The sequence below is a fragment of the Fodinibius roseus genome, from assembly GCF_900129315.1.
Classification (GTDB): Bacteria; Bacteroidota; Rhodothermia; order Balneolales; family Balneolaceae; genus Fodinibius; species Fodinibius roseus.
Window position 1 is genome coordinate 236,817 of sequence record NZ_FQUS01000004.1, and the last position, 17,319, is coordinate 254,135.

The 17,319-nt window shown below is 50.5% G+C and carries 13 protein-coding genes; 5 read left to right on the forward strand and 8 right to left on the reverse strand.

Annotation, left to right across the window (positions count from 1 at the left end; translation table 11 throughout):
* Window positions 1-215: 215 nt before the first annotated feature.
* The 5 genes from BUB16_RS05500 to BUB16_RS05520 all read left to right on the forward strand — a co-directional run bounded on the left by BUB16_RS05500 (window position 216) and on the right by BUB16_RS05520 (window position 5,470).
* Window positions 216-1,175 (forward strand): TerC family protein, encoded by a 960-nt coding sequence (locus BUB16_RS05500; protein ID WP_073060408.1) that lies wholly within the window; start codon window positions 216-218, stop codon window positions 1,173-1,175.
* A gap of 12 nt (window positions 1,176-1,187) precedes the next feature.
* Window positions 1,188-1,616 (forward strand): hypothetical protein, encoded by a 429-nt coding sequence (locus BUB16_RS05505; RefSeq protein ID WP_073060411.1) that lies wholly within the window; start codon window positions 1,188-1,190, stop codon window positions 1,614-1,616.
* Window positions 1,616-2,581 carry an MBL fold metallo-hydrolase gene (locus BUB16_RS05510; protein ID WP_073060414.1) on the forward strand — a complete coding sequence of 322 codons (966 nt, stop codon included), beginning with the start codon at window positions 1,616-1,618 and terminating at the stop codon, window positions 2,579-2,581. The genes BUB16_RS05505 and BUB16_RS05510 overlap by 1 nt, the downstream gene beginning before the upstream one ends.
* 110 nt (window positions 2,582-2,691) lie before the next feature.
* A complete protein-coding gene (locus tag BUB16_RS05515; protein ID WP_073060419.1) occupies window positions 2,692-4,431 on the forward strand; it encodes an ATP-dependent DNA ligase in 1,740 nt (579 codons plus the stop codon).
* An 85-nt stretch (window positions 4,432-4,516) separates the two neighbouring features.
* Entirely contained in the window at window positions 4,517-5,470 is a 954-nt protein-coding gene (locus tag BUB16_RS05520) for a DNA-3-methyladenine glycosylase family protein (protein WP_073060421.1), read from the forward strand.
* Between the two features lie 116 nt (window positions 5,471-5,586).
* Here the strand turns inward: BUB16_RS05520 and BUB16_RS05525 are convergent, their stop codons facing one another.
* The 8 genes from BUB16_RS05525 to BUB16_RS05560 all read right to left on the reverse strand — a co-directional run bounded on the left by BUB16_RS05525 (window position 5,587) and on the right by BUB16_RS05560 (window position 17,064).
* Window positions 5,587-6,390 carry an endonuclease/exonuclease/phosphatase family protein gene (locus BUB16_RS05525; protein ID WP_073060424.1) on the reverse strand — a complete coding sequence of 268 codons (804 nt, stop codon included), beginning with the start codon at window positions 6,388-6,390 and terminating at the stop codon, window positions 5,587-5,589.
* Window positions 6,391-6,687: 297 nt separating this feature from the next.
* A complete protein-coding gene (locus tag BUB16_RS05530; RefSeq protein ID WP_073060427.1) occupies window positions 6,688-8,055 on the reverse strand; it encodes an Nramp family divalent metal transporter in 1,368 nt (455 codons plus the stop codon).
* A gap of 277 nt (window positions 8,056-8,332) precedes the next feature.
* Window positions 8,333-9,112, reverse strand: a complete 780-nt coding sequence (locus tag BUB16_RS05535; RefSeq protein ID WP_073060430.1) for an SDR family NAD(P)-dependent oxidoreductase — start codon at window positions 9,110-9,112, stop codon at window positions 8,333-8,335.
* A 35-nt stretch (window positions 9,113-9,147) separates the two neighbouring features.
* Window positions 9,148-10,446: an L-fuconate dehydratase gene (locus BUB16_RS05540; RefSeq protein WP_073060433.1), complete on the reverse strand. Its 1,299-nt coding sequence runs from the start codon at window positions 10,444-10,446 to the stop codon at window positions 9,148-9,150.
* Between the two features lie 187 nt (window positions 10,447-10,633).
* Window positions 10,634-12,229 (reverse strand): sulfatase, encoded by a 1,596-nt coding sequence (locus tag BUB16_RS05545; protein WP_073060436.1) that lies wholly within the window; start codon window positions 12,227-12,229, stop codon window positions 10,634-10,636.
* Window positions 12,230-12,576: 347 nt separating this feature from the next.
* On the reverse strand, window positions 12,577-14,208 hold the full coding sequence (locus BUB16_RS05550; RefSeq protein ID WP_073060590.1) for a sulfatase family protein: 1,632 nt from the start codon (window positions 14,206-14,208) through the stop codon (window positions 12,577-12,579).
* 388 nt (window positions 14,209-14,596) lie between these two features.
* Entirely contained in the window at window positions 14,597-16,135 is a 1,539-nt protein-coding gene (locus BUB16_RS05555) for an NAD(P)/FAD-dependent oxidoreductase (protein ID WP_073060438.1), read from the reverse strand.
* On the reverse strand, window positions 16,132-17,064 hold the full coding sequence (locus BUB16_RS05560) for an archaeosine biosynthesis radical SAM protein RaSEA (RefSeq protein WP_073060441.1): 933 nt from the start codon (window positions 17,062-17,064) through the stop codon (window positions 16,132-16,134). The genes BUB16_RS05555 and BUB16_RS05560 overlap by 4 nt, the downstream gene beginning before the upstream one ends.
* Window positions 17,065-17,319: the final 255 nt, after the last annotated feature.

Sequence of the window (17,319 nt, forward strand, 5' to 3'; positions counted from 1 at the left end):
AGAAGCCTTTGAAAACCGGGGTTTCTGTTCAATATCAAAGCCTGAACGATTTAAAACTGAAGTGCATCGTTTATATATGAGGATTTCAAAATTGCGATAATGTAGAGATCGGGCAAAACAACGGTTTTACAAAACCCTCTAAAAACACTTAGTAATTCTGTAAAAGGTTCCATAGTTTTGAGGCTTGTTAAAAACATATAAAAAGTAACACCCCTGTGGAGCATTCCCTTTTACTCTGGGCCGTCTTTAATGTCTTTATCATCATCATGCTGATTATTGACCTGGCGGTCTTTCACAAGAAAGACACTGAAGAAAGCATCAGGGAGGCTCTTATTTGGACAGGTGTCTGGATTGCTTTGGCCCTGGTCTTTGGTGTGGGGGTTTATTACTATATGGGTTCACAGACAGCCCTTGATTATTATACCGGTTACCTGATTGAAAAATCGCTCAGTGTAGATAACATATTCGTTTTCCTGCTGGTTTTCTCCTACTTCAATGTACCCGCAAAATACCAGCACAAAGTGCTTTTCTGGGGGATTTTCGGCGCCCTGGTTATGCGGTTTTTCTTCATCTTTGCGGGAGTGGCACTCATCGAACGTTTTCACTGGATTATCTATTTTTTCGGTGCCTTCCTGGTCTTCACAGGCATCAAACTGGCGCTTGACAAAGACAAGGAGGTGCACCCCGAACGCAATCCCGTGCTGATGCTCTTCCGCAAGTTCTTTCCGACGACCAAAGATTATCACGGTTCCCGCTTTTTTATTCGGAAGATGGGCAAATTATATGCGACGCCTCTTTTTATTGTCCTCATTGTCATCGAAACAACGGACCTGGTTTTTGCCATCGACTCTATTCCGGCTATCCTGGCTATTACGCGCGATGAATTTATTGTCTACAGCTCGAACGCTTTTGCTATCCTGGGCTTGCGGGCGCTCTATTTTGCCGTATCGGGCATTATGCGCCTGTTCCACTACCTGCACTACGGACTCTCCCTGATCCTCGTCTTCGTGGGAGTTAAAATGTTGCTGGAGGAGTTCTACCATATTCCCACGCCCTATGCGCTGGCTTTCATCGCCCTCACGCTCACCGTTTCAATCGTAGCTTCCATTCTCTACCCGCAGGAAGAGACGTTGCCGGAAGAGCTGGAACAGGATCAACCGACCTTACAGGATTAACGTCTTTTACCGATGCCTTTTTCTACCCGATGGTTCCTGGTTTATTACATTATCCTGGGATTGCTGTTAACCCTGAGCGGCAGTTACCTTGTTATTAAAAATGACACCATAAAATACTGGCTCAACAAGGCTGCCGACACCGAAAAGCCGCCGGTATTGCTCATTCGCATCCTCAAGTACATAACGCTTTTCACCCTTCCTGGCCTTGTTCTGGCCTTCTTTCCCTTCTCCTGGATTGAGCTTGTGTTTTGTTTCTGGAGTTTACTACTCCTGTATATAGCGGGAGCTGAGCTGGTCCGCTGGGAGCAGAGTCGCTTGCTTATAAAGCGCAGCCAACAATCACTGTCTGAGATTATTCGCAAGAGCGGTGCCATAATGTTGTCAGTAGGTTTTGCTATCTTTCTGCTTGCATATTTGGTCGTCAAACGAACCATCGAGTAATGAATATCATCAAAGCAGGTTCCAGCGGTGTCCTGCTTCCGGATCTCAATATTGAATTCGATTGCAGCGGCACTGATGGGGGACACACTTTTATATCGCATGCCCATGCCGATCATATGCCGCGCAGTAAAAAAAGCCGGGTATATTGCACGGCCTACACGCGTGCCCTGATGCGGGAACGCGGGTTCGAAGGAACGGCACAAGTGCTGGAATTCGGGACTCCTCTTGATACGCAGCGGGCCCGTATTACGCTCTATCCTGCGGGACATATTTTGGGGTCTGCCATGGTTTTTGTGGAAAGTGAACGGGGAAATGTGCTCTATACGGGCGACTGCCGCATCCCCCCTTCACCGGCCTCCGAGGGATTCGCTCTGCCCGGCCGGCGGGTGGACCATCTTGTTACCGAGGCCACGTTTGCACTGCCGATCTACAAGTGGGATTCTCATGAGAAGCTGGCTTCTGAGGTCCGGAGCTTTGCCTCGGATTCTTTAAAAAATGATTTTGCACCTGTTTTCCTGGCTTACGATCTGGGTAAAGCACAGGAAATCATGCAGATGCTGGCACCACTCAACAGGCCGCTGCAGATTTCCAGGGCCTGCTACAACCTTTGCAAAATATATGAGAGGGCCGGTTTTCATCTGGGAAGCTATGAAACCTATACCTCCTCAACCTGTGAAGGAAAAATTTTAATCGCTTCCAGTCACGCGCTCAACAACGGTTTTCCAGCCGATGTTTCCAAAAAACGCATTGCGTATTGCTCGGGATGGGCTACAGGGACAACCAGGTTTGTCGGTCCGTCCATCGATAAGATGATTCCACTATCCGATCACCTGGATTTTTTTGAACTTATTGAGCTCTGTAAAGGGTTGAGACCTGAAAAGGTTTACCTCACCCATACGCCCAATGCCAGCGTGGTTCAGCACTACCTGGATAATCTGAATATTGACTCCCGGTTGTTGGAATAGGAAATTGGAGCCTGTAAACACTTTTTCCACAACATTCGCCGGGCGAGATGTTCGCACGGATAAGGCGCCGGAAACATATAATCACTTACAATTCAACTATACAGGTTAAGATGTCTGATACATTTCGACAATGGGCTGAAGCCGTTCAACAGATAGCGGAGGCCCCCGACACGCCAGTCGGAATCACACGCTGTGCTACTTACCTGCGCTCCCTGCGTACGGATAAAGGACTTCAACTTGCCGCTCGTTTTTTGGACGAACGAATCTTTCCCTTCCGCTCCGGGAAGCGTGTTGCAGTCGGAAGCCGGACCTACTCGACATGTGCAGCCGAATTTTGTGAAATTGACTATGAACAGGTCTTCAAACCGTGCAAAAAGGCGCTAGGCAACGCTCCCGATACGATTGAAAAACTAATGCAGAATATTGAAGCGGCCCGTGACAGACGCTCATCTGCCGGACTTTCACTTTCAGATATCCGTCAAAACTATGAAAGGCTTTCCGGGCTCTCAACACGCACCGTTAAGAAAACCCTCCTGAAAAGCGCATGGCGGAAGATGACACCGGTGGAAATCAATTATTACATTCGCCTTATGCGGGGTGCACTGGAGACCGGCCTTTCCTCACAGCAGCTGGCTTCCGCCCTTGCTGAAGCATTTGAGCGCGACCCTTCCCGGGTCCGCCATGCAGTGACAATCACGGGTCGTATGGGCCGTACGGCCCTGCTCTGCAAGCATGACAAGCTGGAGGAAGCCCGGTTTTTCCCCTTCCACCCGCTCCCGCCTATGTCCGCTTCACCAGCAAAAGAAGCTGAAGCTGTCGACCTCACTCGCTATGTGGCGGAAGAAGAGTTCGCCGGCCTGCGCACGCAGGTGCATCTTAGTGGAAATCGGGTGAAGCTATATGCATCTGACGGTACCGAAGTCACCGGTCCCTTCCCGGATGTTACACATTTTTTCCTGTCCCGCCCAATCCCGGATGTTGTCCTGGACGGGGTTATCTGTGCATACCGGGATCGTGAAATCCTGCCCGGACAGCTGCTCCGAAAACGGATGAAGATGAAAAAGAAACGACCCGGCGCCGATATGCTGGAACAATACCCGGCGCTGTTTATCGCTTTTGATATCCTTTATCATAAAGGGGAGCTCATTTCCGGGAAGTCTTTGAGCAGGCGGAGACAGATATTGGAGAAACTGTCCGAGAACCACTCGGTTCCCATTGCCAGCCAGTTTGACGTGCGGGACCGGGATCATCTTAAAAAATTATTTATCCGGTCGCTGTCCCATGGTAACGAGGGTCTTGTTCTTAAACTCAGAGAAAGCGCCTATGAAACATACGGGCAGCCCTCGGATTCATGGATTAACATAATAAAACCAGCCGGTTCACTGAAGACCGTGCTCATGTATGTCCATACCGAAAATGGAAAACATGGCCGCCGCCATACCGGTTATACCCTGGGGGTCCGGGTGAGGGAAGACCCCCGCTATGAGGAAGAATTCATTCCCATTGGCAAATCCGGTGCTGATGATCTGGGTGATGAAGAAACAAAACGGCTCAAGAAACGTATCCGGGATCTAACCGTTGAAAAATACGGGCCTACACTGGGACTTATCCCGGAAATTGTGGTTGAGCTTGAATTTGATGACATTAGGCTAAACAAGCGAACGAAGGCAAATTATGTGCTTCACCGGCCGCGTTTCAGCATCATCCGCTGGAATTCGGATCCGGTTGAAACCGCTACGCTCAAAAAGGTTGAAAATCTATATCAGAAAAAGATTAACCAAAATCGACTCAAACAGGATGAAAATCCCTCGTTTTTAATTCATGAAAATTATACGTCGACAAAAGACTGAATCGCCGCGCAGTGAAAACGCGATTTCCCAATTCCCAATTCCTAATTCCCAATTCCTAATTCCTAATTCCTAATTCCTAATTCCCATGAGTAGCTGGACGCTTACATCCATCCCCCCGCACGACTGGTTCCTGTGTCTCGATATTGATCAATATTTTGATCACGAACATGAACCCGAAAAAGTATTTGAAGAAGGCTTCAGACGTCCCATCCCCGTAGGTGATCGCGATGTGCTGATTACCACTTTTTTCAACGGTAACCCGGAGGAACCGGAATTTCACTTTGAGAGTCCCGAACCGCTGGACAAATCAGAAATTGAAGAAGCCAATAGGAGCCTGAGTCGTATTTTAGGCACCCAACTCGATTTGCGCCCCTTTTATGATAAAGCCGCTGACGATCCGGTATTGGGTTCCAAGCTCACCGAGCTGTACGGACTCAAGCGCATGTCCCGCGCCAACCTGTTCGAGGATACCATCAATCGCATTATCCAGATGCGACTTTCACACAAGCCCACGGCCAAAAAAATGGTGTATAAAGTTCGAAAGAATTACGGTTCGCTGGTTACTGAACTGGGAAAAAATGTTCCTGCCTGGCCCCGGCCCCACCAGCTGGTTAAAGCCAGCCCGATGAGCATCCGTAAACTGGGTCCCACCAAGCGCAAAGGAGAATTCATCATCGGTTTTGCCGAAGATCTTCTATCCGGCCAACAGGATTTGGACCAGTTGGAACAGTGTGATCCCCAGACTTTTTATGACACCATCAGGGACGTACGCGGTGTGGGGCCTACTTCGGCACAGCAGCTGATGCTGTTACGCAATCGCACAGATGCCGTCTTTCCCAGCAATAAGAGCAAAGGCAAAGAAAAGGGACACCGCAGGTGGATTATTATGAGTTACGGAGGGGATCCGGATCATACCTCAGAAGAGGAATTCCGGCAGATGACAGCCTGCTGGGAAGGTTACGAAGCGGCGGCCCTGGAATTTCTGTTTGTTAACTGGGTACTCAAAGAAAAAGAAAAGAAACAGAAGTCAAAAAACTGACATATCTCTTATGTTTCTTGTCGCGGTTAAAGGTAAACCCTCCCCATAAAGCAGGAAACATAGCAATAGGGAAATGGTGGATTCGGTTCCATGTAGTTCCCCTTGCCGATAGGTAGCTATTCCGGGTGAAGGACGACGGTAGCCACCACCGGCACGTGATCGGAGTATGTCTTCTTAATTGTCCTCAAGTCTACTACCTCCCAACGGCCGCTGTCTGACAGAAAGAAGTAATCGATTCTCCGGCCGGGATCGTCGGCAGGAATCGTCGGTTCCGGTTCTCCACTGAACAGTGTTGCAGCATCAGTCCACTGTTGCTGCATCTGTGCGTATTGCTCTGAATCGGGCGTGAAATTAAAATCTCCCCCCAGTATAATGGGAATATTTCTGTTGGAAAAATACCCGCTGATGGCCTGGACCTGCGCCGTTTTATTCTCAGGAAACTGATGATCCAGGTGGGTCCCTCCAAAAATTACAGGTTGTCCCGATGCCGTCTGCGCTTCGGCAAACAGGAATGCCCGCACTTCACCCTCTTGTGGATTCGGCAGCTCAACCTTTTGAGGCGTCAGTGATCTTTTTGAAAGTAGTCCTATGCCGTAACCGCCCCCTCGGTAGGCTATCGTTTTCACGAAGTATCCCTTCATCCTGGTCAGTTCAGCCAGGCTATCGGTGAGACTAAAGGGCTTCCCATTATGGATTTCAGCCAGACGCTCCGTCATCTCATCAACTTCCTGAAGAGCCACAAAATCGGGCTGTTCCCTGTTAATGAGATCGGCAATATCCTGCAGGCTGCTTTTGCCCTCATCATAGGCCTGTTCCGCATGATAGATGTTATACGACATTATGGTCAGGGTATCCTGCGCCGGAGCTGTCTTCCACGACAGCAGCCAGAGCATCATTAAAAAAAGGGGGGTTGCTCTCATCGTAGTTTTGAAGTACGCTTTAAAAATTAACGTGAAACTGCTCTGAAGATGATATCAAATTTCGTCGTGATATCGAAAAAAATATCTTAAAGAAATCTTTACAAAATCAGGAGTTTTGCCAAGCCCCCTTATAAGGTGTGGTGAGTTCCGGTCAAAAATTTTATGTTGTTAAATGGTCTTTGACAGTCGGTTTTCATAAATGTCTATTTATGGACACACGCATAAACTCACAGAATGCTACAGATCCCCCCGTACATCCATAACAATGGATACGAACAAGCAGTCATGAATTGATATTTAAAAAAATCTGGTAATTCCGTAGATCCCGGCAACGACGATGCCCGATACGCTCAGCCAGAATGCGACGTCATATAATTTTCCGGGTCTTAAATTGGCGTCCAGCCGCACATACCGGAAATGAACAGCCGCAAATACAACAACCAGGAGCAAAACTGAGGTAAAAAAGCCTCCTACAATGACCATCGTAACCGGCAGCTGTAAAAAGAGAAAAGACAGAGCCCACAAAACGGGAAATACCCAGGCCAGGATCGCTATCGTTTTTTTTCGCTGTCTGTTATCATAAAAATCCACCAGGCCCAGCTGTCCGAACGCATCCGCAAAAATACGGGTCCAGCTCGCCAGGGCCGAGAAAAGGGTGGAAAAGAGCACCACTCCCGCGCAAAGCAGAAAAACGTTTCTGGCTCCGCTGCCCATGGTCTCGGTATACATCCCGGAAAGCGTCTCGATCATCTCATATCCCTGCGGAATTTGATTTTGCGCATGCAACACCGCAGCCCCCAACAAATAAAATGCAGCGGTCACTAACGTATATACGATCATGGACAGGATAGCATCCCAGTACATCACCCGGATCCACCCTTTGGCACGCTGCCTCCATTCCTCGGTCTCTGCGGCGGGACCCGTGTAGGCGGCATAGCCTTTTTCGAGACACCAGTAATTGTAGTACATAATTTCGTCTCCGCCCACGCCGGTTATTCCGAATGCGGCGATGGCTACTCCCGCCATAGCTGCGGGCAGATTAAATTCCAGTCCCATTGCCATCTCCTCCCAGGTAAATGCGTAGGAGGTATACTGCAGGAAGTAGACCGACAGAAAGGTAAACAGGGTAAAAAAAGCGATCATGACCAGCGAAAACCGTTCTACAAACGGGTAGTATCCCCGGTATACCAGTAGGGCTGCTGTCACTGTTGCGACGAGGGTCCATATCGTGACACTCAGGGAGGGAAAAACAATATTCAGCGTGATGGCCACCCCGCCTATGATACCTCCAACCTGCAGCAGCTTGAAAAACTGGATAAACAGCCAGGCCCAAATGGACCAGCTTATTTCTCTGAACTTCCATCCCGGCAATTTATTAAAAGCGCTCATTACAGTCTCGCCCGTACTGATCGCATGCTTCCCGAATTCCAGTTGAATAGTCACTTTAACCAGGCAACTCAGGAGGACGACCCAAAAAGTGACAAAACCCGCCCGGGCTCCCAGGGTCGTTGTAGCGATAAGTTCACCTGAGCCCACAATAGCGGCTGACAATATAAACCCCGGTCCCAAGTGGCTCAGGGTCCCCCAAAAAGAGGTCGGGGGCGTTTTGACACTCTCCTCCGTCAACACATAAGGATTCTCAGGTCTTCTGTTTTTCGGCTTCATAAATCCCGCATTTTATTAATCTATCCATCTACAACTATTTTCATATCTGTCGACCCGTTATTCCTTTCTTCTTTCCAGAATCCTCGTCATTGCTTCCCATTTCAAGCCTTTCCTGTCCGACTTCCTGAATTAGGTATGATACCGTACATAAGCCGGGGGCTCAATCCGGGAATTCGGGCACATGAGAGCGTTTCATAAACACTTTTTATACGTAACTTCCCAGGATTACCGGATCGATACAGAGGGTTACCCCACCCATACGAATACGAAATTGAACTTAGGTATTTAGCCTGATAAATCCACCATCGATCGGATAATCGGTTCCAGTGATAAATCCCGCCCGGTCGGAGCAGAGATAAAGCACCAGCGCGGCAATTTCTTCCGGTTGCCCCATCCGGCCGATCGGCTGTGTTCGGGACAGTTTGTCAAACATCTCATCCTCCCGGCCCGGGTAGTTCTCTTTCAAAAAACCATCGACGAACGGCGTATGAACGCGCGCAGGCGAAATACAATTACAGCGAATGTTATCATCAATATAATCCTTGGCTACCGAGCGTGTCATTGTCAGTACGGCGCCTTTACTCATGGAGTAGGCGAAACGATCTTCAATCCCCACTGACGAAGCCACCGAAGCCAAATTCAGGATAACCCCACCGCCCTGCTCCACCATCTGTTTGATTACGGCGTGCATGCAGTTGTAGACTCCTTTTACATTTACCTCATAGATGCGGTCGAAATCTTCTTCGGCCGTATTTTCCAGGTTGCCCACATGCGCAATCCCCGCATTGTTAATCAGGATGTCAACCTGCGCGCATTCGCTTGTAAGTTGATCAAAGGTACTGTGAACCTCCGGCTGATCACCGACATCACAAAAATAAAAGCTGCATGAGTGTCCCCCTGCTTTGATTTCATCACAGACCGCCTGTCCCGACTCTTTATCATAATCCAGAATACAAACATGAGCACCGGACTCAGCAAACAGCGAACAAATGGCCCGCCCGATACCGCTGCCCCCGCCTGTAACGACTGCCGTCTTATCATCAAATCGAATATCCATGATCTATCTTTTTTCTTTCAGGTCGTGTTTTCTATTTATCGCCATATGGATCCCTCGGGATAGGCATAATCGCGCAGACTCTGCTGCCTCATTTCAATACTGTATCCCGGTTGGTCGGGCAGTATATAGTGCCCGTTTTCTATTTTAGCCGGCTCCAGAAAATGCTCGTGCAGGTGATCCACGTATTCGGTCATTCGCCCCTTTTGGCGTCCGCTGACAGCGATATAGTCAATCATTGAAAGATGCTGCACATATTCGCACAGGCCTACGCCCCCGGCGTGGGGACATACGGGGACATCAAACTTTGCCGCCATCAACATAATCGCGAGGTTCTCGTTGACGCCTCCCACCCGGCAGCTGTCGATCTGGCAAATATCCAGCGCGCCGGCCTGCATCAGCTGTTTGAAGATAACCCTGTTTTGTGCATGCTCTCCGGTAGCTACTTTTATGGGGTCGATTGCTTCCGCAATTTTTGCGTGTCCCAGAATGTCATCAGGACTCGTGGGCTCTTCGATCCACCAGGGCTCAAATTCGGATAAAGCTTCCATATTCCTGATCGCTTCATCCACATCCCACTTCTGGTTGGCATCCATCATAAGCTTCCGTTCCCAGCCGATCTCCTCTCGTATGATAGCAGCGCGGCGCAGGTCGTCTTTTAGGTCGCCGCCCACTTTCATTTTCACGGCGTCCCACCCCGCCTGCACGGCTTCGCGGCACAATCTGCGTATTTTCTCGTCGGAGTAGCCGAGCCATCCGGCGGACGTCGTATAGGCGGGATATCCACGATCCCGCAACTCCCGGATGCGTCCGGCTTTATTATCTTCCTGCCTGCGGAGAAGTTTTAGGGCTTCGTCCGGGGTAAGAACATCGGTGATATAACTAAAATCGATGCAGCGAATCCATTCTTCCGGAGACATGTCAGCCAGTAACTGCCACAAAGGTTTTTCTTCTATTCTCGCATGCAGGTCCCACAAGGCGTTCACGAGCGCTCCCATGGCTAAATGGATAACGCCTTTCTCGGGGCCAAGCCACCGCAGCTGGCTGTCGCGGGCCAGGGCGTTCCAAAAGGTGCCAAAATTGTTAACTATCTCGCTGAAGGGGCGGTCCAATACATGTACCGACAGCTGCCTGATTGCCTCCACACACAGGTCATTCCCCCGCCCGTTCGTAAAAGTGAGCCCGTGTCCCTCGAATTCCGTGTCTGTTTTCAACACCAGATAAGCCGCCGAGTAGTCCGGGTCGGGATTCATCGCATCGGAGCCATCCAGCTGTTGACTGGTGGGAAAGCGTATATCCTTAACTTCTATGCCGGTGACCCGTATATCTGTATCCATTTCCACTGTTTATTCAAATAATTCAGGCGTTACTGCTTGTTTGTCTGCGGACTGCAATGAGATCTCAACCGCCTGTCCCTGATTCTGTTTTTACCGCTCCATCCTTCCCGGACTCCCAAAACGGCTTCCTACAAGGTACCATCCGACCGCAAAATGTCAAGTAAAAAATCCGCTTAAGGCTTCTACCTTATCTCATTTCCCGGCTGATCTTCGGCAGAGCCACCTGGTCACCGGTTTCACGAGATACCGGGGTTTGGGCACCTACCTCCTGCATCCAGGCCCTCATCTGTTCTGCCAGCTGCATGGCAACCTTTTTTTCCTCTTCGATCAGATTGTTTGCTTCACCGATATCCTCCTCCAGGTTATACAGCTCCCACTCCTGATCCTTATAAAAATAGATCAGCTTCCATTGCCCGTCACGAATCGCCGTAAACGGTTCGTACCCCGGTCCACTGGGACCCCACTTGTGCGGGTAGTGCCATGCCAACGCCCGGTCCTCTCCGGTTCCCGGGGCTTTGCCGCTACGCAAGAGCGGTATAAAACTGCGGCCATCTGTGGATTGAAATGCTGCCGAACCAGAATCAAGTCCCGCCAACTCAAGAATAGCCGGGTAAAAATCTTCGGAAATGATCGGCGTTTCATTCCTGCTGCCGGGCTGGATTTCAAAGCGGCTCTGCAGGGGGTGGTCCTCCGCCCTTTCAGCCCAGGCGGCAATCATCGGCACCCGGATACCACCCTCGTAAGCCGATCCCTTACCGCTGCGCAGCGGCTTGTTATGGGTATTGAGGCCCGTCCCCATCGGCGTGGTGCCCCGGGTGTGTGCACTCAGTCCCCCGTTATCAGACATAAACAGGATAATCGTATTTTCAGCAATGTCTTCCTCTTTCAGATTCTGCCATATCGAGCCCAGGCTGCTGTCCATGCCCTCAACCATGGAAGCATATTTTGCCTCCACGCTGTCCACACCGGCCTCCAGATAATCCTCGTAATACCGCCTGTCGGCCATGATGGGAGCATGCACAGTATAATGGGCCATATTCATATAGAAAGGCTTGTTCGCTTCAACAGCATTGTCGATGGCCTTGTTGGCTTCAATCGTCAATGCTTCTGTAAGGTTGGCCTCGCTGTCGTAATAATCCTCCATCCGCGGCACCGCCCAGGCTGAACCGGGTTCCTCGTTGCCATAGTTATCCTCAGGCCAATAGCTCCCCGGCGCCCCGGCAGCATGGCCTGCAATATTAACATCGAACCCCAGATTTGTCGGATCCGCACCGGGCGTTCGGAGGGCCCCAAAATGTGCTTTCCCCACGTGAATAGTACGATAACCCTGCGCCTTCAGGACCTCAGTCAACAGCATACTGTCCGGCTGTACTCCTTCCACGGCCCAATCAGGCGATTTCACCGGGTAATCCTGACCGGTGCGCTCCATCCTCTCAGGATCATTGTGCAACGTCCAGTCCGTGATATTGGTACGAGCCGGATTTTTCCCGGTAATAATACTGCTCCGGGTGGGCGTGCAGACGGGACTGGCAGAATAGGCATTCGTAAAAAGCATTCCCTGGCCGGCCAGCCGCTCCATATTGGGGGTCTGGTAGAACTCGTTAAACGGGGTCTGCTCTTTGTGAAAGGGCACCGAAGTATCCTGCCAGCCCAGATCATCCACCAGAAACAGAATAATATTCGGCTGTTCCGAACCGGCTTGCCGGCCATCTTGCCCCGGCTGTGTGTTGCAAGCTATAACCAATCCCAACAAAAGAAGAGAAATCCAGTTTTTACCCGTCATAATAAATCTTTTCTATTATTTTTTCTGTTTGCTGCCGGCAACCGAGAGAAACGGGCGCATTATTCCGAAAAAAATAAGAAAATTCCCTATCTTTCCACACTACCTTACCAATCTCACCCATCAATCCCCGCCAGAACTTTCTTCGTTGTTCATATTGCAATTATAAGTTCCCTGGCAAATCCCGCAGTGCTTCCTAATCCCCCGAATTTCAGCAGCTGACACGCTGAAGGCGTGAGGTACTGATGACCGACCCCTTCCCTGCCACAGATCACCTCCCAGGAAATCGGTAGAAGCAAGGCAGGGATTGCAAGACCAAAGCTCCTTTATTAAAAGAGGCTTTATTGCAATCAATAGGTGCTCCGGTCCGTATCCTCATACTTCTCCTGTAATCCGGCAAGTTTCTCTTTCAGCTCCCGGGTAATTTCCCCGTAGCCCTCCTTGCCGTAGAGGTCATTCATCTCCTTCGGGTCCTCCTGCAGGTCGTACAGCTCCCAGTCGTCAATATCATTGTAAAAATGAATCAACTTATATCGGTCCGTACGGATCCCGTAGTGGCGTTTGACCATATGCGGGTTGGGAAATTCATAATAGTGGTAGTAGAGAGCCTCTCGCCAGTCCTCATCGGCGTGTTGTACCAGCGGAAGCAGGGATTTGCCCTGCATATCTCCCGGCACTTCCGTCCCGGCGATGTCGAGCAGCGTAGGCGCATAATCGATATTCTGGACCAACTCATCCACCTCGTCTCGGGTGGATATTGATTCGGGAAATTTCATGAGAAGGGGAGTTCGCATCGATTCCTCATACATAAAGCGCTTGTCGAACCATCCGTGCTCACCCATATAAAATCCCTGGTCGGAGGTATAGACAATCAGGGTATTCTCATAGAGGTCGTTCTCTTTCAGGTAGTCCAGCACCCGGCCGACATTATCATCAACCGTTCGCACCGTCTTCAGATAATCGCGCATATAGCGCTGGTACTTCCACCGGGCCAGCTCTACCTTTGACATCTGATCCCGCTGCTTTTTAAATTCTTTAATAATAGGATCGTAATAGGCATCCCAGACTTCCTTCTGCTCCTCATTCAAGTCTGCATACCGGCCATTGGCATACATATCCCGGTATTTGGTTTCCAATTCGCCCTCCTCATCCAGCATCTTCAGGTCATAGACGATATCCATATCCTCAATAATGCTCATTTTCTGGGCGGCCGCGGCCCTTCGCCCCTCGTAATCATCAAAAAAAGTACTCGGCAGTCCGGACAGCCTATTCGGCTCGCCGGGGACCTGATCTTTCCCTTCACCGGCATTCATGTCCGGCAGTGTAAACGGCTCCGGTCCGCCCGGTTCCAGCAGCGAGGTATCCGGCATCCATACCCGGTGACTGGCCTTGTGGTGAATCTGCAGAGCAAACGGCTGGTCGCTTTCCCGGCTCTCCAGCCATGCCAGGCTCTTATCCGTTATCACGTCTGTTACATAGCCGTCGGAGGGGATGGTATCCCCGTTGACGATAAAGTCCGAATTATAGTAGTCTCCCTGCCCGATCAGCCGGTTGTAGTGATCGTAGCCGGTGGGCGTGCTGCGCAGGTGCCATTTTCCGATCAGGGCTGTCTGGTAGCCGGCCTGCTGCAAATACTTGGGGAATGTCGGCTGGGATCCGTCAAAGGCGCCACCGTTGTCAATCTGGCCGTTTTTGTGGGAGTGTTTACCCGTCAACAGCGTCGCCCGGCTGGGGGCACAAATGGAATTGCCCACAAAGCTGTTGACAAATTTCACCCCTTCCCCGGCAATCCGATCAATATTCGGTGTTTCGATAAAGCGGTCATCATAGGCGCTCAGAGTCTGGTAGGAGTGGTCGTCGGTCATAATAAACACAATATTGGGACGCTCTGTCTTCTCTTCTTCTCCCTGTTGAGAAGATCCGCAGGAAATCTGAAAAACAGTACACGCTATTACAAGTATGAAAATAATATGCTTATGCATCGGTTGCTTTACCATTACCTTAAAAACCCGTTTATTTTAGAATATTTTTCTCTGTTCAGCTTGTGTTCTTGTCAATCACAAGATTATAACCAACAAACCGAACTAAACAAAAAAAAGGGAGTAACTCTTGCAAAAGCTACTCCCTTTCATAAATTAACGGATTAAACTACTTCGAGGCATAGCCATCGAGGTATCGATTCGATTTTGCCCCGCAAATGTTCTCTGTTATCCCGACCCAGAGGGTGGGGAATTGGACCACAGCTTAGTAGCCGGGTCCTTCCCCCCAGTCCGGTGCACCCTCGTCGTACCATATGCGTTCGTTATGCAAGTCCTGCGGATTATTACTGCCCGGGGTGAAGCCCTGTGCCTGGAGGGCATCCAGGATATTCTACTTTTCGCATCCCAAATCCGCAGCGGTATGCTCATATATATTCGGAATATCCGGATCCAGGAGTCCGGCCGGATTAAAGGGAGCGATTTCCTTTTTGACGCGGACCCGGAATTTTTCAATGACCTCCTGCGGGATCTCGCTATCCGGACGTGAGCTGATCTCCTGCACCTCCCGGTAGCATTGGTGTATCAGAGCGGGAATGCGGGGATGATTTGCCAAAAGAAAAGCGTCATTTTCGATATCAAACAATCCCCGGAGTCTCTTTTGTTCATAATTTATGGCAGCAGTGAAATAGAGCATGCTGTATGTTGTAAACAGATCGAAATTTCTCCGGGTTTTGTAACAGCCGTCAACCAGCAGGTCAATGAAACGGAGCTCCCTGAAAACAGCTCGCTCGTATGTTGCTAAAAAGTCAGATCGGGGTTGTGAGGAAGCGCTCCCTCCCCCCTCTTCAAAGGCATACAAAATACGTTCGACGCCGGACAGCGAGTGCGCAATACCGGTGCTATGAAGGGGGTCTACAAATCCGGCCGTATGCGGGAGCGCCACCCAGCCCTCCCCGTACACCTTTTGTGCTCTTCGCTGCAGTCTTCGGGCTGAGAACAGCTGTCCCGGCAGCTCAGCGACAGATGCTTTTTCAAACAGATCCGCGAGGGACGGATAGCGCCCGATGACGTGCTTCCAGGCCGCCTGCTTATTTTCAGGCAAACGGGCCCTTATGTATTGCTCCAACACCAGTCCCGCACTCGTAGTGCCATTGTTAAAACGCAGCATCCAGAGCCAGCCTTCGTCCAGCAGGTGATGCAGAGCCGAAAAGTCGGGATTGTAGGGGTAATCTCCGGTTGAGATATGGTGCTCGCGCAGCCAGGACTGCCAGGGCTTCAACCCGGTGAAATGAGAGAAAATAGCGGAGGTGCGGGTCCGTAGATCAACACCCGCCGAAGGGATGCCGAGCTGATGAAGCAGCGCACCCGAACCGGTAGCATCGATGATCCAGTCACTGGAAAACAGTTGAAAATCCTTTTCCCGACGGGCTTCCAGTTCCCATCTTCCGGCCGTTCGCAACAGCGAGGTGACAGTCGTCTGATCAAAGTAGTCAATGCCTGTCTCCCGTACCTTGGAAACGAGAAAAGCATCCAGATCCGGCCGGTACCAGTTCGTATCGGACTGCCGGTTGCTGACGCTGGCGGCTACCAACAACTCGCGCGAATGCGCTTCATCCGTTCGGAAAGGACGTCCCCGCCGGTGGCTGTAATAGCTGAATCCGCGCTTAATTCCACACGCCACTTCGGGGTGGTGGTCCTGCCAGCTACCATAACGGGAAAAGCTGTACAGCCACGATAGATCGTAGCGGCCCGCGAGGTCGCGCAGAATCATATCGGCGATGGGGGTGGACGACTCCCCGATGGCAAAGCGGGGATGCGCTTCTTTTTCAATGAGAAGCACATTATAGCCCAGCTGATCCAGTCCCAGGGCGGTCAGTGAACCGGCAAAACCTGCCCCGATAACGGCGATATCATACCTTTTTTCCTTCATTCGCAACACTGTATACACGACACGGGAGGATATATCCGCTGCTCCCGGTTCATCTTTTCGAGCCGCTGCTTTCGTTCTTCGAAACAATGATTGCATTCCGAAAACCGCTTCAAATCCCACAGGTCGACAAAAATTCGTCCCCCGTCAAAGCGGAGCGCCTGTTCAAAGGCCTGTTCGAGTGCTGCTATGGTCGGCGGCACATAATGTCCCTCTTGCTGAAGTTTCTCCATGGCGCCGTTGCCTGTTCGGGTGGGAATGATACTGCAGGCGGAAACGCCGCAATGGAGGGCAAATTCCACACTTTTTACCGCCCAGGCTATATGTTCTTCGGGATCTGTCAGGAACGGGGGATTCAGGAGGATAAAAGCGCGTGCATCGATGTCGTTTTGGGCGAGAAACGAAGCGGCTTCCGCAAAATTTTCCGTGGTAACTTGTTTATTCAGTTTTGGAAGTACTTCAGGGTGAATCGTCTCCAGTCCCATCGCAATTTCCAGACGGCCGCCGAGCAGCTGCTGAAAAGAGAGGCAGCCGGGCCCACAAAGTTTGGGGTGATTTTCAATAATAAGCCGCTCATAACCGGAAAGGAGTTCGCCAATAGCTTCGTAATCTTCCGGGGGGACCGCCTTGCGATCAAAAAAGTTTCCGTTGTTATAGAGTTTAACGGCACTCGCCTGCGGGAGCCGCCGGAGGGCATACGAAATCTGGTCGGGGATATGTCCCGGCTGAACCGGTTCTGTGAGCGTGTTTTTCCAGAGATCGCACATCACGCATTTAAAGGGACATTCGCTGTTGGTCAGGAAAATGGTATTCACCTCTTTCAACGCTCCATCGGGCCCCCGCTCCTGTTCATGCAGAAAGTGGTACGGGCGATCGGGTCGTACCTTGTTGCGGGGGGGGCGAAGATCAATAATTTCGGAAGTATCCAACATGGGTTTGTTATACGTTAGAAAGACTTAAGCCAGGATAGAGGAGATGCCGGTACAACTTACCCGGCCAGCGACGTTTTTGGGTCCCGTTTATCCTCGCTTCTGAAATGGAACAGTCATCGGAATGAAATACAAGAAGTTTTTGAAAAACCAGGAATTTTGTTCAAGGTCAAATCCCAGGGAGGTTGCCCTCGCAGCATATTGCCTATATATGAGGATTTCAACCGACCGATAACGCCGACATTGGCCAAAAAAACG